Below are 17914 nucleotides of genomic sequence, written 5' to 3'. Positions count from 1 at the left end.
GATCAAGCGCTTTCCTTGAAGTCGATGTCTCCGTCATCGGGACCACCCATCGAGAGATCGAGGGCAAAACCTCGAACCCTTGACTGCTGCGCGGCGACGGCATGCTGCGGCGCCTTCGTCTCCTGTTTGCGATCCGTCGCAGCCGGTCCGCGGGCCGCGGGCTTTGCCGGGGTGCGGCCTGCGCGCCGTGACGCCATCTCCACCTTGAAGAATGCGATGGATGCCTGGAGTTCCTCGGCCTGTGCGGCAAGCTCCTCTGAGGTCGCCGACATCTCCTCGGAGGCGCCGGCATTCTGCTGCGTCACCTTGTCGAGCTGCTGGATCGCCTCGTTGATCTGGGCGGCACCGATATCCTGCTCGCGGCAGGCGGCACTGATCTCGGAGACGAGCTCGGCGGTCTTGCGGATGTCCGGCACCAGCCGGCCCAGCATCTCGCCGGCTTCCTGTGCAGCCTTGACCGTATCGCCCGACATGGCGCCGATCTCGGCTGCGGCCGACTGGCTGCGCTCGGCAAGCTTGCGCACTTCCGAGGCGACCACCGCAAAGCCCTTGCCGTGCTCGCCGGCGCGCGCCGCTTCGACCGCGGCATTGAGTGCCAGGAGGTCCGTCTGGCGGGCGATCTCCTGGACGATGCCGATCTTCTCGGCAATCGTGCGCATGGCGTTGACGGCGCGCGAGACCGCATCGCCCGAGGCTTCCGCATCCTTGGCGGACTGGCGGGCGATCTTTTCCGTCTGGGCGGCATTGTCGGCGTTCTGCTTGATGTTGGCGGCCATCTGCTCCATCGAGGCCGAGGCCTCTTCGGCCGATGCGGCCTGCTCGGTCGCGCCCTGCGACACCTGCTCCGAGCTCGCCGACAGTTCCTGGCTCCCCGACGAGACGTTGTCGGCCGCCATCAAGGCATCGCCAACGACACCGCGAAGACGTTCCACCATGCGCTCCAGCGCCAGGCCCAGCGTGTCCTTGTCCGAAAGCGGCTTCGGCTTCACCGTGAGGTCACCGTTGGCGATCTGGTTGCCCATATCCGCGGTCGCGCGAAGGTTCTCCATCATGCGCTGCATCGCCTTGACGAGATCGCCGATTTCGTCGTCGCCCTTGTGCACGATCTCCTGGCCGAGGTCGCCAAGGCTGACGGCATTGGCGAGGTTGACGGAGCGGGCCAGCGAACGCGAGATATAGAGAAGCACCCAGACGGCGAAGGCGGCGGAGAGCACGGCAACCGAGGCGGCGATGATCACCAGCACGTTGCGCGAATGGGCATATTGCTCGTCGGCCGCGGCATCGGTCTTTGCGACGTCGGCCGCGATGATCTCGTTGAGCTCCTTGAGCGTCGACAGCATGCGCGTGACGAGCTGCTGGCCCTCCATCGAAAGGACGCCTGCCCGCGCGCTTGCCTCCGGCATGTTCTGCCGGGCAAGGGAGAGGATCTCGTCCTGCTCGGGCACCCACTGCTCGTAGAGGTCGGAGAAGCTTGCCATCTTGGCGGCAAACTCGGTGTCGGAGACATTGCCGAGCTCGGCCTGCAGCGACTTGATGGCGGTGCGCTCTTCGGCGACCGCTTCGAAGTAATGCGACTTGCGCGAGGCGTCCGTGGAGATGATCGCGTCCTTCTCGGCCTCGATCGAGCGCAGCACGGCGTCGGACAATTCACTGGTGTTCCGCAGGTTCGCGACGGGTCCCGTAACCATGAGGGAGATCTCGTCGTTGAGCGACGACAGATCGTAGATCGACAGGCCCGCCATCGCGCAGCTCAGCGCGACAATGAGGCTGAAAACGAGGCTGAGCTTAAGTTTGATAGTAAAACGCATATCACCATCTCCTTCGGAGATTGAGCAATCCGGACAACATGGGAGGCGTCCCTGGACCGGGGCGTCATCGCATCAGGGTGCAAAAAGGGCAGGACGAGATCATCCGTCTTCCCTGCACACGGCCCTTCAGACCGCATAAAAGCCAGCCCTGCATGCGCTGGTGATGCCCGGGCCGGAAACCGGCCTGGGCGTTGTCGATCGGAAAACCGCTCAGGCGCTTTCCCGGAAATCCTCATCGCCGGCGTCCGGACCACCCATCGAGAGGTCGAGGGCGAAGCCCTTGGCGCGAGCCTGCTGCGCGGCAATGCTGTTGTTCGCCTGAGCAGCGGGTGCGGGCTTGCGGGCCACGGCAGGCGCCACGACCTTCGTCGAAGCCTTGACCGATACCTTCTTGGCGGCGACCTGGCGACGATTGCCGGTATCCACCTTGAAGAATGCGATGGATGCCTGGAGTTCCTCGGCCTGTGCGGCAAGCTCCTCTGAGGTCGCCGACATCTCCTCGGAGGCGCCGGCATTCTGCTGCGTCACCTTGTCGAGCTGCTGGATCGCCTCGTTGATCTGGGCGGCACCGATATCCTGCTCGCGGCAGGCGGCACTGATCTCGGAGACGAGCTCGGCGGTCTTGCGGATGTCCGGCACCAGCCGGCCCAGCATCTCGCCGGCTTCCTGTGCAGCCTTGACCGTATCGCCCGACATGGCGCCGATCTCGGCTGCGGCCGACTGGCTGCGCTCGGCAAGCTTGCGCACTTCCGAGGCGACCACCGCAAAGCCCTTGCCGTGCTCGCCGGCGCGCGCCGCTTCGACCGCGGCATTGAGTGCCAGGAGGTCCGTCTGGCGGGCGATCTCCTGGACGATGCCGATCTTCTCGGCAATCGTGCGCATGGCGTTGACGGCGCGCGAGACCGCATCGCCCGAGGCTTCCGCGTCCTTGGCGGACTGGCGGGCGATCTTCTCCGTCTGGGCGGCATTGTCGGCGTTCTGCTTGATGTTGGCGGCCATCTGCTCCATCGAGGCGGAGGCCTCTTCGGCGGATGCGGCCTGCTCGGTCGCGCCCTGCGACACCTGCTCCGAGCTCGCCGACAGTTCCTGGCTGCCCGACGAGACGTTGTCGGCCGCCATCAAGGCATCGCCAACGACACCGCGAAGGCGTTCGATCATGACATTGACGTTGCCAAGAAGCTCACCGATTTCGTCGCGGTTGGTGATCTCGGCCGTCTTGGTAAGGTCACCCTCGGCGACTTCCCGAACCACGGTGTTGGCGCGTGCGAGGCCCTTGCTGATCGTGCTGGAGATCCAGAAGGCGGTCAGAGCGGCGATGAGCAGCGCAACACCGGCAACACCGACCATCATGGTGCGGGTCGTCGCATATTGCTGTTCGGCGCTGGCATCGGCATCGCTCATGCGCTGCTTTTCAAGCACGAGGATGTCGTCCAGCTGGTCGTCGAGATCGTTGGCTGCCTGACGAGCGTCGGTCACCGAAACGGTATTGGCGCCCTCGCTGTTGCCCGACTTCAGGAGTTCGCGGATATGGTCATCCGCCGCGATGAAACGCTTCTGTGCGTCGCGGATCTGCAGCCAGCTCGACCGGCCTTCCTCGGTCGCAATCTTCTCGACCGAGACGAGCGAGTTCTCGAGGTCCTGGCGGGCGGCATCGCCCTTCTCGGTTGCAGACTTGATGTCATCGGCATTCCGGGCGGTCAGCAGGTTCTTCTGCTGGCGGATGATTTCGAGCTGATCGATGTTGATCTGCTGCGTGAGTTCAAGCCGTGCAGCCGGACCAGTCAGCACACTGCCGATCGTATCGTTCAGCGAGCTGAGGCTCATGACAGCATAGCCCGCTGTTCCCACGAGCATAAGGATGATGAGGGCAAATGCCGACACCAGTTTGGTTTTGATGGTTAGACGCATATTCTTGCCCCTCATGGCCGGTCGGCCGGTTGGCACTTAGTGCGCGGTCCCCGCCGCATCGTGCCGTGACGAAAAGATCGCCTGAAGATTCGGGAGGATGATGAACTCGCCCCCACGCTTGACCAGGCAGTTGATGTAGTCGGGCCGCCAGCGCATCCCTACGCTCGGCGGTGCTTCGCTTGCGCTTTTTGCAAGCGTGGTGACTTCATTCACCTTGTCGGTGCGCAAACCGACCAGCGTCGGCTCGCCCTGGAGATCGAGTTCGATCACGATGATGCGGCTGTCGATCGTCGCCTCGACGGCCTCCATGCCGAACGCGAGGCGAAGATCGGCAAGGGGAATGACCTTGCCGCGGAAATTGATGACGCTGCCGACGAAGGCCTGGCTGCCCGGCACAATCGTTTCCGGCAGCAGGTCCAGGATCTCCTGGACTGAGGACGCTTCGAGCGCGAAGGTCTCTCCGTTCAGATTGAACGTCAGGACCTCGATCTCTTCGGCTACATTCCAGTGGGTGGCGAAGTTTTCGGCCGCTGTGTTCATCCCGCTGCGCGCAATTGCGCCTCCTGTTGCTGGCCGGCTGCCACCAGATGCGCGACATCGAGGATAAGGGCGACGCTGCCGTCGCCGAGGATCGTGGCGCCCGAAAAATGGGTGACGTCCTGGTGGAGCTTGGACATGGACTTGATGACCGTCTGGTGGTCGCCGATGATCTGGTCGACCACGAGACCGACGCGCTCCGTGCCGGTGGAGACCACGACGACCTTCTGGTAGACGTCCGGCCGGGTGCCGGTGCGGAAGACCTCCCTCAGCCGCAAGAACGGCACGAGGCTGTCGCGCAGCGAGATGAAGCTCCGACCGCGCGAGCGCAGGTCCTCCTCCAGCGACAGTTCGAGGCATTCCTCGACCGCAGAGAGCGGAATGACATAGCTGCCGGTGCCGACGCGCACGAGGAGGCCGTCGATGATGGCGAGCGTCAGCGGGATGCGCAGCGAAACCTCGGAGCCCTCCCCCGGCCGGCTCTCGATATCGATCGCGCCGCGAAGCGCCTCGACCGTCTTCTTGACCACGTCCATGCCGACACCTCGGCCGGAAAGATTGGTGATCTGTGCTGCGGTCGAGAAGCCCGGTGCGAAGATGAGCTGGAGCAGCTCGGCATCGGAGAGCGCCTGCCCCGGCTGGATGAGCCCGGAGGATTCCGCCTTGGCGCGCACGCGCTCCCGGTTGATGCCGCGGCCGTCGTCCTTGATCGAGATGATGACCTCGCCGCCGGCCTGCCGTGCCGAGAGCGTTACCGTTCCCGCTTCGACCTTGCCGGCCTCCACGCGTTCCTCGGGCTTTTCAAGGCCATGGTCGATCGAATTGCGGACAAGATGGACGAGCGGATCGGCAAGACGCTCGATGACGGTCTTGTCGACCTCGGTGCTTTCGCCCTCCGTCACCAGCTCGATGACCTTTCCGGTCTCCCGGGCAAGATCATGGACGAGCCGGCGGAAGCGACCGAACAAGGTTGCGACCGGCACCATGCGCAGCACCATCATCGTGTCGCGCAGTTCGCCTGAAAGGCGCTCGATCTCCTCGGAAACGGAGCGGAGCGAGATGTCGGCGCTTGCGCTTGCAAGCCGGCTGAGACGCGACTGGGCGATGACGAGTTCGCCGACGCGATCCATGAGCTCGTCGAGACGCTCGGCGGGAACACGCACGTTTTCGGTCGCCTTGGCCTGCCGGCTATCGGCCACCGCGGGAGCCGTCTCGCGCCGTGCGGGCGCAGGCTCGACCGATGCCGTCGCAGCCGCAACGACTGGCGGCACGAAGACCGGGACTGCTTCCGGCGCCTTTTCGACGGCGGGCATGGCCGGCACCGCCGCCATCTTGGCAGGAGCCGCAGTATCTGTGATCTCCTCCACGTCCAACTGCATGTCGTCCATGACGAAGATGAAAACGTCGTCGATTGCCGAACGCGGCTGCTCGGTGGTGAGCGTCACATTCCAGGAAAGATAGAGCTCGGTCGGCACAAGGTTTTCGAGTGACGGAAGCGTCGCCTTGTTCACGATGATCGAGCATTCGCCGAGTTCACGCAGCTCATCGAGCAGGCCGAGCGGATTGGTGCCGTTTGCCATCGCGTTTTCGGGGAGGCTGAAGCGCACTCGCCAGGTTCTGGCGGCTGTCGATTGCGGTACAGCAGCCGGTGCTGCGACTGCCGCGGCCGGTGCAACCTCGCGCCTGCCGCCGACGGCGCTCTGCAATTGTGCCAGCAGGCGTTGGCCCGTTGCCCCATGATCGCCGTCCGGATCGTCGACGAGCGCGCGCATGTGATCCTGCGCTGCAAGGACTGCCGCGACCAGCTCGCTCGTGGCCGGCACCTCGCCCTTGCGAACGCGGTCGAATGCCGTCTCGCAATGATGGGTGAAGGCGGCGAGCGCATCGAAGCCGAACATCGCGCCCGAACCCTTCAACGTATGAAGGCCGCGGAAGACCGCGTCGATCAGATCCTTGTCGTCAAGGCGATGCGTCATGTCGAGAAGGCCGGCCTCGATCTGTTCCAGGCATTCGGCGGCTTCGATGCGGAAGACTGCAACAGGATCCGGCGAGCTCATCGGCCGAGCACCTTTCTGGCGATCTTGACGAGATTTTCGGGATCGAACGGCTTCGTGAGCCAGCCGGTAGCGCCGGCGGCCTTGGCGCGTGCCTTGAGGTCGTTGTCGGATTCGGTGGTGAGGAAGATGATCGGCACGCCCATGTGGGCCGGCGACTTGCGCAGTTCCTCGATCATCGTCAGACCGTCCATGATCGGCATGTTGAGGTCGGTGACGATCAGGTCGAAGTGGCCGGACTTTGCCTTGTCCAGGCCTTCCGCACCGTTGACGGCTTCCGTGACCTCATAGCCGGCGTTCGAAAGCGCCACATTGGTCGTCAGGCGGATGCTTGCGGAATCGTCGACAGTCAGAATTCTCGTGCTCATTGCTAAACCTCTCGATGGAGCCAGAACTGGGCGTCTTCTGCCGACATCGCTTCGACGAAGCCACCACGCTCCAGAACCTTGAGCACGGAGCCTGTAGCCGGAGAGGCGAGACGGAGCGATTTTCCCGAAGCCTTGGCATGGATACGCGCGGATTCGACGAGCTGGACGAAGCTCAGGTCTGCTTCCGCATCTGCAGGTATCTCGAATACGACGGAAATATTGTCTCGAAATTTCTCAGTAATACTTAGATGTAAATCTGAGGAGTTTCTAATATTCAGCGATACGGGAAAAGATATGACGGTGTGATAAACTTTATTCGCTTCCAACACAGCCCCCTGGAACGGCGAATTACTTGTAGATAACCCATGGAATCTCATGGCAGCATTAACAGGCCGTAAATGGAAGTTGCATGAAGGCGCAATTTTCGCGAGTCCGGAGACTCCCATTTTTCATCCGGAAGAAATCACAGGCGGCGAAGAGAGAAGTCAGGAAAATATCGTTTTTTCAATAATGTAAGCGTCACCAGGCATTGCCGGCCAAACCACTGTAGAGCTTTGGTTAACTCTGCTCGCTAAAGTAGACGCTACAACGCCTGCGAGTCCCGCAAGTTTACCGGACGTTTGCTTGGACCGTTTAGGGTCAGAGTCAAACAGGCCCATCGCCAAGTAAAAAAGGTAACAGCGTGAAAAACGGGACAGCTTTGGCACATGCCTATCCGCAGGCACACGGGATGGAAATCAGCGCGACCCTGGAATCGGCTCGCGCCACGATCGAGAAGCGCTTTCTCGACGGCGGCGCGGTGCTTCTCTCCGTCATGGAGGTACTGAACCGACTGCTGAACTCCCTCGACCAGCTCACCAAGGCCCTCGACCACGAAGGCAAGGGTGATGCCGGGGCGGAGCTGCGCACGACGGTCCAAGCCCTAACGGAGTTGCCCGCCCAGCAAGATGAGCGGCTCGACAATCTGAGCGCGCTTGCCGGGGCCGGCGCGAAGCTGCGCGTCCATGTCAGCGACATGCAGGAGACGATGCGCTACCTGCGGACCTTTGCCGTCACCGTCAAGATCACCGGCGCCGGCATCGCTGAATTCGCCGGGTTCGCCGAGGAGATCCTCGAGCGCATCCATTCCGGAACCGCCGAGGTTAACAGCTTCGCCGATGAGCTCAACGAGCTTGAAAAGAGCGTCAAGGTGGCCTCGACTTTCGGTGCAGGCGTTTCCCAGGAATATGCCGCAACCGTGCCGCAGGTGGCGCGTGCACTCCAGGACGACGCGCAGAAGATCATGGCGCACCGAAAGGGGCTTGCCGAAATCGCTGCCCAGGTCCGTGCGATTGCGCGCGGCGTACAGTCCAAGGTCGCAACCACGCTTTCTGCGCTGCAGATCGGCGACATTACCCGCCAGCGCATCGAGCACGTGCAGGCGACCCTTTCGCTCCTCGATGAATTCGGGATGGCCGACGAAAACCGGGAGATGGACGCCCGATCGCATGCGCGTATCCAGAACGTCTTCCATCATCTGGCAGCAGCGCAGATGAACGAGATCTGCAGCGACTTCCAGCGCGAGTCCGGCAATGTCGTGCAGACGATTTCGAGTTTCGGCGGCGACACCCAGCAGATCCTGGATCTGCGCGACGCCATGCAGGGCCCTGACGGCAGCGGCGACAACTCCATGCGGGCGCTGGAAGAGAGCATCTCGGCCGCACAAGGCATCGTCCGGCAGGTGGAGAGCGTAAGCCGCGAGGCGGACAGGATCAGCCAGTCGACGCTCGGAACGGCCGCGAAACTCCTGCGGAGCATCGAGATCATCCGTGCAGTCAAGACCGACATCCACTACATGGCGCTGAACACCAACCTGCGTTGCAGCCGCATGGGCGAGGAAGGTCGCTCCATCAATGTCGTAACCGCTGAGTTACGAATATTCGCGGCGAAGCTCGATGAATCGGCCGACGAGATCGTCAACGGTCTTACCGGCCTGGAACAGGCCGCCGGCCGTATAGCCCCGACACAACAGGCCGCCGGCGACAGCCTCGACAGCCGCCTGACCGACACGGTCGACAGCATCCGCTCGGCGGCCGAGACCATGGAAAAGGAACTGGCGGTGCTTTCCGAGCACGGCCGGGAAGTTGCCGGCAAGATCGGCCTTTCGATTGCAAAGCTCGACTTCCAGCACGATCTCGGCGAGGTACTGACCCACTGCGCCGACTACCTGAACGACATGGCCGGAGCGGAGATGGCCGACATCTCGGATCTCGCGGAAGCAGTCGCGCCGCTCGACCAGAAGGTCTTCAAGCTCTACACGATGATGCAGGAGCGGACTGTCCATCGGAGCATTCTCCCAGCAGGCGAAGCCGTGGCTTCGGCACCGGTCGAAACGCCCAAGGCGAACGACGACGAGGATCTCTTCGCCGACGCGCTGTTCTAGACCGGGTCGACAGCTGCAAGAAAGCGGTCCTGTCGCCTATTTGCGCCTGAACTTGTTGGCGGCATCGATGGCCGCCTTCTGCTGATCGTCGTTGATGCCAAGGTAGAAGTCCTCGAGCGCGGGATCGGCAAGGCCGGCGCGCCGCGAGAGCACGTACCATTTCGCCGCCTCGACGGGGTCAGGCCCGGTGCCGATGGCGTTGATGTAAAGATGGGCGAGCTTGTTCTGCGCGACGATATTGCCGCGATTGGCGGCGAACTGCAGCCACTCGAAGCCCTTCTTGTAGTCCGGCTTGCCGCCGACGCCATTGATGAGCCACACGCCCATGTCGACTTCCGCCGTGTCATAGCCGGCGTGCGCGGCCCTAGCCAGCCATTCACGTGCGAGGTTCTTCTTCTGCGGCGGGACATCGAGACTGATGTAGAGCTGGGCGACCGCATATTGCGCGTCGGCGATCCCCTGTTCGGCCGACTTTTCGAAATATGGCAAGGCGAGTTCGAGCCCCTTCTTGCCGGGATTGTCGGCGGTCAGGGTCTGGGCCCAGTTGAACTGCGCCGAGGCCTGACCGGCGTCGGCGGCCTTGTGCATGAATGCGTCGGCCTTCGCCCGGTCCCGCTGCACATCCTTCCCTTCCATCAGGATGACTGCGTATTTGAACATCGCGGTGGGATCGCCACCTTCAGCTGCCTTGCCGTACCAGAAGGCCGCATCCTTGGTGTCGCGCTTCACGCCGAGCCCTTCGGACATCAGCTCTGCGACGAGGGTCTGCGCGGCCGGATCGCCGAGCTGGGCCCGGGGCAACGCCTTGTCCATGGCGGTAAGGTAATAGCCGCGCTGAAAGGCGCCGTAGGCCTCGTCGACCTGTCCCTTGTAGTCCTTCTCGGGCGGGAGATCGGGCAGGCTCGCGCCCATTCGGTCAAAGACGCCGACGCCCTCCGACGGCTTCGGGTTTTCCCCGGCAGGTGCCGCGGGGTCGGGTTTTGCAGCGCCCTCGCCTGTGGCGTCTTTCGGTCTTTCAGCCTTGAACGAGGAGGGAGCAGTCTCCGCCGGACGCGTGACGACGCTCTCCTGCGCCTGCGCGACAGGCGGCAGGCACGCCAGCGCAACCGCCAGGAGCGTTAGCCTTCGATATCTGCGATGTGACCGACCGGATGACATAGATTGGACTTCAATCCCCAAACCGTGGCGCTTTTTCGTCAAGCAACGCGTTGACGCGTGCGACCACCGAGGCTGCCGCGGCCGGCTCCGCAAAGACGGCAAGCCGAAGTGCCGCAAATTCGGCGCCGGTTTCGGCGATCGCCAGTGTCGATTCCGGATCTGTGCCGCCCATGATGATGCAGGGGATCTCGATCATCGAGGCCCACCATTCGCCGAGCGCCAGGTTCTTCGGATGCGCCTCCGGCTTGATATCCCCTTCGAGCTTGCCGAAGAAAACATAGTCGGGTCGCGCCTCGCCGATCTGCAGCGCGTTGTGCCGGTCGGATGCATTTCCCCCACCGACGATGAGCTTCGGCGAAAACTTCTCGACCGCCTCGGCGAGCTCCGCTGCCGGCGCATCGAGATGCAGCCCGTCGGCCTTGGCGCGGCCGGCGATGCGACTGTCGCCGGCAATCAGCGCCGCGGCCCCGGCGGCCTGGATGACCGGCACGAGACGTTCGGCGTGCTTCTGGAAGATCGTGTCGTCGAGCCCGTAGCGCGGCACGATCACGGAGGCAACGTCCCCGCCCCTCAGCGCGTCGCCGACAATCTGGCTTCTCTCTTCCGCGTCAGCGATATCAGGGGCGATCAGCACGAGACGGCAGCGGTTTTCTGGTTCGGTCATCGCAGGATATTCCTTTTCGGCGGATATCCCTTCCTGTGGAAAATCCGCGCTCGTTTTGTGTGAGTAATTCCGATAGAGGGGACTGACAAGAGGAGGAACCGTCAAAAGCCATGCTGCCGGACTATTCGTTCTATGCCGCGGCGATCCCCGCGGTCGTTCTGGTCGGCTTGACCAAGGGAGGAATGGGCGATGCGCTTTCGCTGATGGGCGTGCCGATCCTCGCCCTCGTCGTCTCGCCGGTCCAGGCCGCCGCCATCCTGCTGCCCATCCTCATCTTCATGGACCTGATCTCGCTCTGGATATGGCGCCAGCACGGCGATACCCCGACGCTGAAGATCCTGCTGCCCGGCGGCATCTTCGGCATCGCGCTCGGCTGGGCGACATCGGCGATCGTGCCCGGCTACGTCCTGCGGCTGGTGATCGGCCTCGTCACCATTCTGTTCGTACTGCGTTACTTCTACAACAACTTCGGTCCCGGGCGTCATCGCGTATTGCCGCCGGCCGGCCAGCGTCCAGTTCGCGCGGCCCTATGGGGAACACTGTCCGGCTATGGCAGTTTCGTCGCGCATGCCGGGGGCGCTCCCTTTCAGATCTACGCGCTGCCGCTGAAGCTGCACCCGCGCGAATATACCGGAACGAGCGTGCGCTTCTTCGCAATCATGAATGCGATCAAGCTCATACCATATTTCGCGCTCGGACAGCTCGACACTACCAACCTCATGGCATCAGCCACGCTCCTGCCCTTTGCGCCGCTCGCGACGATTGCCGGCGCATGGGTGATCCGCCGCATGAAGCCGGATATTTTCTACCCCTTCATGTACGGCATGGCTTTCATTGCAGCGCTTCTGATCGTGAGGGAAGGACTGGGATTCTAGGCGTTCGCTTACCGCCCGGAACTCATCTTCAGCAGCCGGGATGAGTAGCGCTGACGCCCCTTCCAATGAATTGCGTCCAATATATCGAGATTTATGCTTGGCACCGCAGCAGTTTCATTGCGGTGCACAATTATTGACTTGCCGCGTGCGAAGCTTTGACGTAGCTTTTTCTTATGTCGACCATGGACCCCTTCGCTGCGATCTCTGATCCAAACCGGCGGTTTCTGCTGGAGGAGTTGCGGCGCGCCCCGAGGACGGTAAATGAGCTTGCACAGGGGCTGCCGATCAGCCGTCCGGCTGTGTCGCAGCACCTGAAAGCGCTTCTCGACAGCAACCTCGTCTCCGTCACCTCGGAAGGTACGAAGCGCATCTACGCGGTGAATAACAGGGGATTTGACAAGCTCAATCTGTGGCTGGATCAGTTCTGGGCTTGAAACGGGCTGTCCGCAGGACCTTGCCGAAGGCTGCGCCAACTTCCACTCTCATACTTTGCGAAGCTGGCGCATGTCTATGATGATTGGGCGTCATCTGATCTTGTGAAGGGGGTCTCCTGAATCTTGGGTTCGATACCTCTTATGAACACAAGACGATCGCCCGGCGATCTTTGAGAGCGTGGTTAGTTAGTGGACGGATGACCTAAGACGTTCCATTTCGTCTTTGATGCGCAGCTTTCTCCGCTTTATTTCAGCAATTTCGGAATCATCACGAGAGGGAGACGTTCTTGCGAGGTGCAGTTCCTCCTCAAGAGCGACATGCTTTTTCTGAAGCGATTCAAGATGGGCTTGAATTGTCATTTGAGCCTTCCTTCCTCTTGCCTTCCCCAGCTATCCAGTCGCCGGGGTTCTAGGCTTCAACAGCGGAAGTGTGACACAATTTTGAAGGCTTGTCGAAGGCCAAAACATGGTTTGAGAAGGGCAAAATCGTGGTCACGGATAACTTCCCGTTGCAGCCATTTGGTGATAGGAGCTTGCGGAAATCATTGGCGGAGCGGACAACGGTGCGCCGGCTATAATGGGGATTTGAAATGGCCGATCAGGAACAGGCGGAAATCAGGCTGCAGGTCGCGCGTCTGCGTCAGGAGCACGAAGATTTCGACGTCGCGATCAACGCCATGATAGAAACGGGCTGCGATGCCCTGCGCGTCCAGCGCATGAAGAAGAAGAAGCTTGCGATCAAGGACAAGCTGACGAAGCTGGAAGACCAGATCATTCCGGATATCATTGCCTGAGCTCGAGGAACCATTGCCGCGATGACAGACAGACCACCCGTTGCCATCATCATGGGCAGCCAGTCCGACTGGGAGACCATGAAGAACGCCGCCGATACGCTCGAAGTCCTCGAGATAAGCTATGATGCACGCATCATTTCGGCGCATCGCACGCCCGACAGGCTCGCCGCCTTTGCGAAGAGCGCCCGGGACGAGGGTTTCAAGGTAATCATCGCGGGTGCGGGCGGGGCAGCGCATCTGCCGGGAATGGCCGCCTCAATGACTCCGCTGCCGGTCTTCGGCGTGCCGGTGCAGTCGAAGGCTCTCTCGGGCCAGGACAGCCTCCTCTCCATCGTGCAGATGCCGGCCGGCATTCCCGTAGGCACGCTTGCGATCGGCAAGGCCGGCGCGATCAATGCCGCCCTGCTTGCCGCGGCCGTGCTTGCTCTTTCCGATGAAGAGATCGCCGACAGGCTCGATGAATGGCGTGCCCGCCAGAGCGCGGCGGTCGCGGAATACCCGATGGACGACCTATGACGATCAGGGCGATCGGTATCATCGGCGGCGGCCAGCTTGGCCGCATGCTTGCCATGGCGGCGGCCCGTCTGGGTTTCCGCACAGTCATATTGGAGCCCGAGGCTGACTGTCCGGCAGCGCAGGTCGCAAACCTCCAGATTCCTGCCGCGTATGACGACCCGGCTGCCTTGGCCGAGCTCGCCCGCCTCTGCGATGTCGTTACCTACGAATTCGAGAACGTCCCCGTCGCAGCCGCTGAGACCCTTGCCCGCGAGGTTCCCGTCTACCCGCCGCCAAAGGCGCTCGCGGTCTCGCAGGACCGGCTGGTCGAGAAGCGCTTCATCAATGACTGCGGCATAGCAACGGCCAAATTCCATGCCGTAGACGGCCAGGCGGATCTCGAGGCTGCCCTTGCGGATTTTTCCGGCCAGGGCGTACTGAAGACACGCCGGCTCGGCTATGACGGCAAGGGTCAGAAGGTCTATCGCTCGACCGCCGACGGCATCGAAGGCGGCTACGCGGCCCTGGGTGGCGTGCCGCTCATTCTTGAGAGCTTCGTCGCCTTCGAGCGCGAAGTCTCGATCATCGCGGCACGCTCCGCCGATGGCGACATCGTCTGCTATGATCCGGCCGAGAACGTCCATCGCGACGGCATTCTTCACACCTCGACCGTCCCCGCCCGTATCCTGCCGGAGACGGCAGCTGTCGCTCGCGACGCCGCGGCCAGAATCCTTTCCGCGCTCGGCTATGTCGGCGTCATCGGAATCGAGTTCTTCGTCCTGGCGGACGGAAGCCTGATCGCAAACGAGATGGCGCCCCGTGTCCACAACTCGGGCCACTGGACCGAGGCGGCCTGCGTCGTCTCGCAGTTCGAGCAGCATATCCGCGCCGTTGCCGGGCTGCCGCTAGGAAAGGCCGACCGGCATTCCGACTGCATCATGCAGAACCTGATCGGCAACGACATCGTTTCACTGCCGGAATGGCTCAGGCGCGACGACACCCTCGTCCATCTCTACGGCAAGGCCGAGGCCCGTCCTGGCCGAAAGATGGGGCACGTCACGACACTGACCTCCACGCGCGCGGAGCCCGATGTCCCCGGAAAAAAGGCCCGAGACCGTTGACACGGCAAAGGCGGCGGGTTATTTGCCTGCCCAACCTAAACGGCGCGCCCTGCGGCGCGCTTTTGATTGTTAAGAAGCGGGCGAATGTGACATTCCCCCATAAACCTCGCGGATCAGAAAAATGAAGATCAAGAATTCGCTCAAGTCGCTCAAGGCGCGCCATCGCGACAACCGTCTGGTCCGCCGCAAGGGCCGTATCTACATCATCAACAAGCTGAACCCGCGCTACAAGGCCCGTCAGGGCTGATTGCGCGCGGGGCGCTTTTCGCCGGCCTTTTTCAGGCTGCTGCGGAAAGAGCCTGATCGCGGTGCTTTCGCGATCACGTCAAATTTGCTTTGATCTTCGGCGCTGGCGGGCTACCATGCCCGCCATGCGCTTTTTTCGTCTGTCCTGCGCGGCGGTGCCGCTCCTCTCGTCCATCCTCCTGGCAGCGCCCTTTGCCGCGGCCGCCGACGGTTCGGTCATCATCGAACAGAAGGACGTCAACACTTCCCCCCAGCAGCGGCTGGACAACCTCTTCGCCGAACTGAGGCGCACGAGCGATCCTGAAAAGGCGCAGACGATTGCCAACCAGATCCGCATGGAATGGAACGATTCCGGCAGCGCGACGGTCAATCTTCTCATGCAGTGGGCGAACCAGGCGATCGAGGAGAAGCGCAACCCGGCCGCTCTCGATTTCCTCGATCAGGCTATCGCCCTCAAGCCGGACTATGTCGAGGGCTGGAACCGGCGAGCAACGCTGAACTACGCGATGGGCAACTATCGCAAGTCGATGGCCGATATCAACCAGGTGCTGACGCTCGAGCCGCGCCATTTCGGGGCCCTCGCCGGCATGGCCGCGATCCTGAGCGAATCGGGCAACGATCAGATCACGCTCAAGGCCTGGGAGCGCTTCCTCGAGGTCTACCCCGCCGACAAGACGGCGCAGGAGCAGGTGAACCGGCTTTCGGAAAAGCTGGCCGGCAGCCGCACCTGATATTGACGCGCGGCACGCGCGCCATAATTGCATGAGGGGGCCTCGTCGCCCGACACGCAACTCTATCGATCGTCAAGACATGTCATGATCGCCGAACTATTCGCCGCCGCGTTGCCGCTTGCTGCTGCTCTCGCCTATTCCTCCTACAAAGCGAGAAGCTTCGAACAGGCATATCCCAATATCGGCGAACTCAAGGATGTCGGCGGCTTCAGGATGAATGCGCTCCACGTCCCTGCGTCGCCGGATGCCGATCTTCCGGCACTCGTCTTCATCCATGGCGCAAGCGGCAATCTCCGCGACCAGGCCGGCGCCTTTCGGGAACAGCTGGAGGGCAAGGCGGAACTGCTTTTCGTCGACAGGCCCGGCCACGGCTATTCCGAACGCGGCGGCCCTGAAAACGCCCTCCCCTCCGGCCAGGCGGACACGATCGCCCGCCTTATGGACGCCCATAGAATCAAGCGGGCGATCATCGTCGGCCATTCCTTCGGCGGCGCCATCGCGGCCGCCTTCGGGGTGCGGCACCCTGAAAAAACCGCCGGGCTCGTCTTCCTTGCCCCAGCAACCCACCCCTGGGAAGGGGGCATCGATTGGTACTATCACGTCGCCACCGTGCCGCTTCTCGGCTGGCTCTTCAATCGCGTCTTCGTCGTGCCGCTCGGTCTGCGTCGGGTGGAGCTCGGCACGCTGAACATCTTCCACCCCAATCCGCGGCCCAAGGACTATGTAGCGACGACCGGTCCGGAACTTGCCCTGCGACCCGGAACATTCCGCAGCAACGCGGCCGAGCTGGCCCGGTTCCGCGACTATCTCGGGGTGAACGCACCTCTTTACCGAAACATAAAGTCGCCGGCGATCATCATCACCGGCGACAGCGACAGGATTGTCTGGGAACATCTTCATTCCCGCGGCCTCGCTCGCGATATTCCCGGCGCCCAGCTGATCGCCGTCAAGGGATTGGGCCATAAGCCGGACTATGTCGCGACCGACCTCGCTATCGCGGCGATGGAGAGCATCGCCGGCCGGCCGCGCGACCTGCAGGCGATTGCCCGTGCCGTGGAAGAACGCATCGCGCTCCTGCGGGTCGACCGGGAGGATCAGACCGTGGGAACGGTTCCCCCGTCGATGGTATATTCAGCACCGTGAATGGACGCCGCGCGATCGGACGCCAGGAATGCAGCGAGTTCTGCAACCTCCTCGGGTCGCGCCGGGCGGCCGATCGGGATGCTGCCGAGCGAATCCATCAGTTGCTGCCGCGCCGCCTGCATGTCGGTTCCGGCTTTGTCGGCAAGCCGCCTGATGAGCGCTGTCGCGGCAGTCGTCTCCGTAAAGCCGGGTGCGATCCTGTTCACCCGCACGCCCTTCGGTCCCACCTCCTTGGAGAGCCCCTTGCTATAGGTGGAAAGGCCCGCCTTCGCAGCCGCATAGGCAAGCGTCGCCTCGTAGAGCGGCAGGCGTGCCTGGATCGACGTGACATGGATGATCACACCTTCGCCGCGCTCGATCATACCGGGCAGGAAGGCGCGGTCGAGCCTGGCTGGCGCCAAGAGATTGGCGTTTATGTCCGCCTGCCAAAGCTCGTCGGTAAGTGCCGCAAAGCCGCCGCTCGGTGCCGAGGAGCCACCGACGTTGTTGATCAGGATGTCGATGCCGCCGAAGACCTCCATGACCCGGCGCGCCACGCCTTCAACGCCTTCCGCGGTGCTGATATCTGCCTGGACGAAGAGTTCCTCCGGCTGGTCGCTCGCAGACCGGGGCGAACGGGCAGTCGTGGCGACGCGGCCGCCGCCCGCCGAAAGCCGGCGAACCATGGCCTCGCCAACGCCCTTGGTTCCGCCGGTGACGAGAATGCGCTTGCCGGCGAACTCGTTCGGATCACATGAGAATGTTGCTGCGATGGTCATCAGCCAATCTCCAGCCGCTTGACTGCATCGCCTTCGAGCGTGAAATTGTAATGCAGCGTGGCGGGGCTGCCTGGAAAAGTTCCGGAGACCAGAGCGGCGACTCTCAGCTTTTCTCCGTCCTTCGCAAGCTCCGTGACGTCGGCGGTCACGGCATATTTTCTGGTCGTCTCTTCCATCCAGCTGCGGATGGCGGCCCTTCCGTGATGATCCTCGCCTTCGTCGTGTACGATCGCATCCGCGGCAAAGGCCGAAAGCATGCCGTCTATGTCTTTTCTGTTTTTGGCGGCGAAATAGGCGGCCAGGGGTTTCGGGAGTTCTATGCCCATGGATCAGGTCCTTTCTGTTGTCTGCCCCAGAAGATGCGAGTACACTGGAAATTTCGCAAGAACTGACAAAAA

General features: G+C 62.5%; 20 protein-coding genes. 9 read left to right on the top strand and 11 right to left on the bottom strand.

All coding sequences use genetic code 11. The annotated features are described in order from the left end of the window. Positions 1–2 precede the first annotated feature (2 nt). The 6 genes from EV286_RS22250 to EV286_RS22225 all read right to left on the bottom strand — a co-directional run bounded on the left by EV286_RS22250 (position 3) and on the right by EV286_RS22225 (position 7001). The gene (locus EV286_RS22250) at positions 3–1808 is read right to left on the bottom strand and encodes a methyl-accepting chemotaxis protein (protein WP_132959341.1); all 1806 of its coding nucleotides are present in this window, start codon (positions 1806–1808) and stop codon (positions 3–5) included. Between the two features lie 210 nt (positions 1809–2018). Beyond that, entirely contained in the window at positions 2019–3716 is a 1698-nt protein-coding gene (locus EV286_RS22245) for a methyl-accepting chemotaxis protein (protein ID WP_132959340.1), read from the bottom strand. Positions 3717–3752: 36 nt separating this feature from the next. After that, complete coding sequence (locus EV286_RS22240) at positions 3753–4256, bottom strand: chemotaxis protein CheW (protein ID WP_132959339.1); 504 nt, start codon at positions 4254–4256, stop codon at positions 3753–3755. Beyond that, complete coding sequence (locus EV286_RS22235) at positions 4253–6310, bottom strand: chemotaxis protein CheA (protein ID WP_132959338.1); 2058 nt, start codon at positions 6308–6310, stop codon at positions 4253–4255. The genes EV286_RS22240 and EV286_RS22235 overlap by 4 nt, the downstream gene beginning before the upstream one ends. Further along, positions 6307–6675 (bottom strand): response regulator, encoded by a 369-nt coding sequence (locus EV286_RS22230; RefSeq protein ID WP_132959337.1) that lies wholly within the window; start codon positions 6673–6675, stop codon positions 6307–6309. The genes EV286_RS22235 and EV286_RS22230 overlap by 4 nt, the downstream gene beginning before the upstream one ends. 2 nt (positions 6676–6677) lie before the next feature. Beyond that, positions 6678–7001: a hypothetical protein gene (locus EV286_RS22225; RefSeq protein WP_132959336.1), complete on the bottom strand. Its 324-nt coding sequence runs from the start codon at positions 6999–7001 to the stop codon at positions 6678–6680. Positions 7002–7405: 404 nt separating this feature from the next. On the opposite strand from EV286_RS22225, the gene EV286_RS22220 reads away from it, so the two are divergent. Further along, positions 7406–9097, top strand: coding sequence for a chemotaxis protein (locus EV286_RS22220; RefSeq protein WP_132959477.1), 1692 nt, complete (start codon positions 7406–7408; stop codon positions 9095–9097). Between the two features lie 36 nt (positions 9098–9133). Here EV286_RS22220 and EV286_RS22215 read toward each other — a convergent pair whose 3' ends face one another. Continuing rightward, positions 9134–10255, bottom strand: coding sequence for a tetratricopeptide repeat protein (locus tag EV286_RS22215; RefSeq protein WP_132959335.1), 1122 nt, complete (start codon positions 10253–10255; stop codon positions 9134–9136). Between the two features lie 10 nt (positions 10256–10265). Continuing rightward, positions 10266–10919, bottom strand: coding sequence for a thiamine phosphate synthase (locus EV286_RS22210; protein WP_132959334.1), 654 nt, complete (start codon positions 10917–10919; stop codon positions 10266–10268). Positions 10920–11029: 110 nt separating this feature from the next. Here EV286_RS22210 and EV286_RS22205 point away from each other — a divergent pair, with 110 nt between their 5' ends. Both EV286_RS22205 and EV286_RS22200 read left to right on the top strand, forming a co-directional pair. Beyond that, on the top strand, positions 11030–11794 hold the full coding sequence (locus tag EV286_RS22205; protein WP_132959333.1) for a sulfite exporter TauE/SafE family protein: 765 nt from the start codon (positions 11030–11032) through the stop codon (positions 11792–11794). Positions 11795–11967: 173 nt separating this feature from the next. Next, positions 11968–12228 (top strand): metalloregulator ArsR/SmtB family transcription factor, encoded by a 261-nt coding sequence (locus EV286_RS22200; protein ID WP_132959332.1) that lies wholly within the window; start codon positions 11968–11970, stop codon positions 12226–12228. A gap of 186 nt (positions 12229–12414) precedes the next feature. Here EV286_RS22200 and EV286_RS22195 read toward each other — a convergent pair whose 3' ends face one another. Next, positions 12415–12588, bottom strand: coding sequence for a DUF465 domain-containing protein (locus tag EV286_RS22195; RefSeq protein ID WP_132959331.1), 174 nt, complete (start codon positions 12586–12588; stop codon positions 12415–12417). Positions 12589–12818: 230 nt separating this feature from the next. Here EV286_RS22195 and EV286_RS22190 point away from each other — a divergent pair, with 230 nt between their 5' ends. The 6 genes from EV286_RS22190 (at position 12819) to EV286_RS22165 (ending at position 16758) form a co-directional block, all read left to right on the top strand. Then, positions 12819–13022: a DUF465 domain-containing protein gene (locus EV286_RS22190; RefSeq protein ID WP_132959330.1), complete on the top strand. Its 204-nt coding sequence runs from the start codon at positions 12819–12821 to the stop codon at positions 13020–13022. 21 nt (positions 13023–13043) lie between these two features. Then, a complete protein-coding gene (gene purE / locus EV286_RS22185) occupies positions 13044–13538 on the top strand; it encodes a 5-(carboxyamino)imidazole ribonucleotide mutase (RefSeq protein WP_132959329.1) in 495 nt (164 codons plus the stop codon). Next, the gene (locus EV286_RS22180) at positions 13535–14638 is read left to right on the top strand and encodes a 5-(carboxyamino)imidazole ribonucleotide synthase (RefSeq protein ID WP_132959328.1); all 1104 of its coding nucleotides are present in this window, start codon (positions 13535–13537) and stop codon (positions 14636–14638) included. The genes purE and EV286_RS22180 overlap by 4 nt, the downstream gene beginning before the upstream one ends. Positions 14639–14759: 121 nt before the next feature. After that, a complete protein-coding gene (ykgO, locus tag EV286_RS22175; protein ID WP_003582204.1) occupies positions 14760–14885 on the top strand; it encodes a type B 50S ribosomal protein L36 in 126 nt (41 codons plus the stop codon). A 115-nt stretch (positions 14886–15000) separates the two neighbouring features. After that, entirely contained in the window at positions 15001–15615 is a 615-nt protein-coding gene (locus EV286_RS22170; RefSeq protein WP_132959327.1) for a hypothetical protein, read from the top strand. Positions 15616–15699: 84 nt separating this feature from the next. Continuing rightward, entirely contained in the window at positions 15700–16758 is a 1059-nt protein-coding gene (locus EV286_RS22165; protein ID WP_132959326.1) for an alpha/beta hydrolase, read from the top strand. Here the strand turns inward: EV286_RS22165 and EV286_RS22160 are convergent. Both EV286_RS22160 and EV286_RS22155 read right to left on the bottom strand, forming a co-directional pair. Further along, on the bottom strand, positions 16710–17516 hold the full coding sequence (locus tag EV286_RS22160) for an SDR family oxidoreductase (RefSeq protein ID WP_132959325.1): 807 nt from the start codon (positions 17514–17516) through the stop codon (positions 16710–16712). The genes EV286_RS22165 and EV286_RS22160 overlap by 49 nt on opposite strands. Further along, positions 17516–17842 carry a nuclear transport factor 2 family protein gene (locus EV286_RS22155; RefSeq protein ID WP_132959324.1) on the bottom strand — a complete coding sequence of 109 codons (327 nt, stop codon included), beginning with the start codon at positions 17840–17842 and terminating at the stop codon, positions 17516–17518. Before EV286_RS22155 ends, EV286_RS22160 begins: the two co-directional genes overlap by 1 nt. Positions 17843–17914 lie beyond the last annotated feature (72 nt).

Source organism: Rhizobium sp. BK251, assembly GCF_004345245.1.
In the GTDB taxonomy this organism is placed as follows: Bacteria; Pseudomonadota; Alphaproteobacteria; order Rhizobiales; family Rhizobiaceae; genus Rhizobium.
The sequence above is the reverse complement of the archived record's forward strand: the minus strand, read 5'-3'. Positions and strand labels throughout refer to the sequence as shown.